The organism is Flavihumibacter sp. CACIAM 22H1, assembly GCF_001601815.1.
Classification (GTDB): domain Bacteria; phylum Bacteroidota; class Bacteroidia; order Chitinophagales; family Chitinophagaceae; genus Flavihumibacter.
This window is the reverse complement of record NZ_LUKG01000118.1, coordinates 1-3,597: the sequence shown is the minus strand read 5'-3', so window position 1 is coordinate 3,597 and position 3,597 is coordinate 1. Positions and strand designations below refer to the sequence as shown.

4 protein-coding genes are annotated in these 3,597 nt (G+C 45.0%); 2 read left to right on the top strand and 2 right to left on the bottom strand.

Annotated features, from left to right (window positions below; all coding sequences use genetic code 11):
- On the top strand, positions 1–858 hold an 858-nt coding region (locus A1D16_RS20340), incomplete at its 5' end, for an AraC family transcriptional regulator (RefSeq protein WP_290713049.1).
- 259 nt (positions 859–1,117) lie between these two features.
- On the top strand, positions 1,118–1,549 hold the full coding sequence (locus A1D16_RS20335; RefSeq protein ID WP_290713046.1) for a hypothetical protein: 432 nt from the start codon (positions 1,118–1,120) through the stop codon (positions 1,547–1,549).
- Positions 1,550–1,628: 79 nt separating this feature from the next.
- On the opposite strand, the gene A1D16_RS20330 is transcribed toward A1D16_RS20335, so the two are convergent.
- Positions 1,629–2,063, bottom strand: a complete 435-nt coding sequence (locus A1D16_RS20330; protein WP_290713043.1) for a hypothetical protein — start codon at positions 2,061–2,063, stop codon at positions 1,629–1,631.
- 6 nt (positions 2,064–2,069) lie between these two features.
- Positions 2,070–3,597 (bottom strand): hypothetical protein (locus A1D16_RS20325; protein WP_366207087.1); only part of this gene is annotated, 1,528 nt, incomplete at its 5' end.

The following is a 3,597-nucleotide window of genomic DNA, read 5'->3' as shown; positions in this document are numbered from 1 at the left end:
TTCAATTTGCAAAATTGTGAGTTGAATGTATTTGAAAGTTATCAGCAGGCATGGAGAGTTCCTCTTACATTTAATGATTTTGTAATAACGAGTATGGTGCGGGGTAAAAAAATAATGCATCTGCTTAACAAAAACCCCTTTGAATACTTGCCTGGTGAAACGGTTATTGTGCCTGCCAATGAAACAATGGTAATAGATTTTCCCGATGCTACAGCATTGACACCTTCGCAGTGTATTGCTGTTACAGTAGATTTGAATTACATTGAAAACACCTTGCAGTACCTGAATAGTTTTTATAACCATGACCCGGATCTTGGACGTGAATGGAAGCTCCAGTTCAATCAGTATCATTTTGATAATGATGCGGAGATAACGGAGATCATAAATAAATTAATTAGAGTTTGCAGCAGTGGCGATACGGCTAAAAATATCTATGCCGATTTAAGTCTGAAAGAGTTATTGATTCGCCTGGTGCAGAGTCAGCATTTAAGCCAGGTGAAAGTGGAAGCCGGGCAGTTGGGAAATCATTCCCGTTTACATTTTGTGCTTCACTATATTCATGAGCACCTGACTGATCACATTACAATGAATGCGCTCTGCCGCAAAGCTTATCTCAGCAGGAATGCGTTTTTCCGATGGTTTCGGGAGCAATTCGGGGTTTCTCCGCTTGAGTACATCAACCAGGAGCGTATTAAGCTGGCAAAGCAGTTACTGGGCGATCCGCGCCATTCGATTACCGCCATCAGTCAGCAATGCGGCTTTAGCGATGTTAACTATTTCGTTCGTTTATTTCGCAAATCGGAAGGTATTACACCGGGGGTTTATCGGCAGGTCCGCCAAACGTCAGACAGGTGTTAGACAGGTGTCAGATATGTGTTAGACAGGTATCTGACACCTGTAAATACACCCTTCCATTCAGGGTGATTGAACGCTTGACTACCAGCCTCGCCTGCTGTAGTTTAGCCACATGAAAATCATTCAAGACAACCTTTACCATATTTACAATCGAGGCAACCAAAAACAACGATTGTTTTATTCTGAAAGGAATTACAATTTTTTTATTGGGAAAATCATATCCTATATCCAGCCTTGTTGCGATATCCTTAGTTATACCCTAATGCCAAACCATTATCATTTACTGATCCATGCCAACGAACAATCTGCGGAATTATTGAAAGGCAGGGTACTGGATATCTCCAAGCTCAGCGAAGGAGTGCGCCTCATGCAAAGCACCTACACGAAAGCCTTTAATTCGGAACAGGGCATATGTGGTAATCTGTTTCAACAAAAAGCAAAATCCAAACCTATTGAGTACCAATCCACCGTTCAGGCAATCAACACCTTTCACTACATTCATAAAAATCCGGTTGAAGCCAACCTGGTATTGTACCCGGAAGATTGGAATTACTCCTCTTTCAGAGAATACCTGGATCCTGATTTTCCGGGACTATGCAATAAAAAACTTGCCTTGGAAATACTGGATTTGGATGAACGGATGTTTCACCCCAAACAGCCATCCCCATTTATACGAACTCTTTCAATCGACTAATGCCTCCCGGCCAACGCTTTTTCTACTTCTTCTACCTGTTCGACACCTCTCTAACAACGTTCTAACACCTGTCTGACACCTACACCCCTAGCACCCGCGCAAATCGCTTCAGATCAGCAATATCCGCCGGCAACAGCGGCTCATTCCGCAAATATTTCCCCTGCAGGAATAAAACCCGTTTATGTTCAGGATAACGCGATAGAATAGCCGCAATCAATTTCCCCGCTTCCGGATCACGTTCAAAAACCGCTTGCTGATCAATTGCCGGCAAAGAAGATTTTAACCGCGTAGGCATCCTGGCAATCAACGCTTCCAACGTCGCTAACTTCCCGGCCGGCAAGTCCTCTATCCTGGAGGCTTTCCCATACAATCCCTGCAACTGCTTTTTACTTAAACTGCCACGCTGCAAATACTGCTTATATAAACTGATCACAAAAGAGGATACAGGGTAAGCCATTATACAGGCTTCCAAAACTTCATTAACAATATCAATTTCAGGTCTTTTCTTCTCCATCAGAAATTATTGAATCGGCAGCATAATCCGCTCTATACCCAACTGCCTGCAGGCCTCATTCAATGCAGGAATTTCTTTACCCACGAGTGTATCGAACTCCTTTTTTAAAGGTAGCCAGGTATGGTGAAGCGTTTGAAATTGCTCTTTTTGACCGTCTGTTACAAATGGAATCAACCCGTCTAATTCACCTTTCAGAAAAAAATAATCGGCACTCAGCTTGTTTACAAAATTGATAATATCATCATAGCTCTGGGATCGGTTCTGAATCAATTCCTCCTCCCATCCGTTCATCCGATCCAGCAAAGCAACCGACTGTTTTTTCAGCGCTCCGTATACCTGCTTATCACCCACTAATGCGATCAGATCAATCACCTGCTTTTTCGCCGCTCGCATAGACAATACAGATAGGTGTATTTCCTTTAACTCTTCTTCTACCTTTGTCAACAGTGCGTCCTGTTCATCATATTCGGCCTGATCTGCTTTCACCCTGGGATCCGCCAATACAGTAAACGCATGAACCAACTCCTGCCTGCCTACCTTCAATACCGCCGTATAATTTCCCGGGGGCACCCGGTGCCCCTCCCAACTTCCTTCAATATAGGCAGTGGGAACACCCGGATAACTCTCATTCCGGAGATTCCATACAAAACGATTCATCCCCGGCCGCCTGGGCAATAATGGGTCAGGTGATGGACCACCAGGGAATTCCACAAAACTACTGTCCGCTTTGGCAGAATAGGAGCGGATCAATTTCCCTTTCGAATCCTTTATCATCAGCTCTAATTCAACCGAATCGGGCAGATGAGGCAGCTGGTAATAAAATACTGCACCGGTGGCGGCATTGGTACCCTCCCGCTGAGCAGTCAATGGCCCGTTCCCATCAGTACTACCAACTGCATTGAGCGAACTTCCACCACCTACCCGGTATAACTGCTCCATCCCGTACAATTGAACCCGGGAGGTATCTTTCAGGGCCGATGCATTCCGTAACATAAAGAGATCGTCGAGTATCCAGAAGGAACGTCCCATGGTAGAAGCGATCAGGTTGTCCTGATGAATTTTCAGATCTGTTACCGGGGTAACCGGCAGACCAAGCTGTAATTTCGACCAGGCATCCCCGTTATTCCAGGAAATATACAGCCCTGTTTCTGTACCTGCAAATAACAAACCCGGTTGCTTGGGGTCTTCGCGCACCACCCTGGTATAAGCACCTGCAGGAATACCCGAATCAATTCTTTTCCAGCTTTGTCCGTAATCCGAACTGCGGTATAAAATCGGCGACAGGTCATTCATTTTATACTTGGTACAGGCAATATAAACGGTTCGTGGATCATGTGCAGACACTTCTATGCTGTTCACTAAACATTCAGGCAACCCTGCAGGTGTAACATTTTTCCAGTTTGCGCCTCCATCTCTTGTAAGGTATACCATTCCGTCATCGCTGCCGGTCCAGATGGTCTTGCCGTCTGGCGAACAATTTACATAAGCAATCGTTCCATAATTCTCCCCGCCCGCACCTTCGTTGGTATAAGGG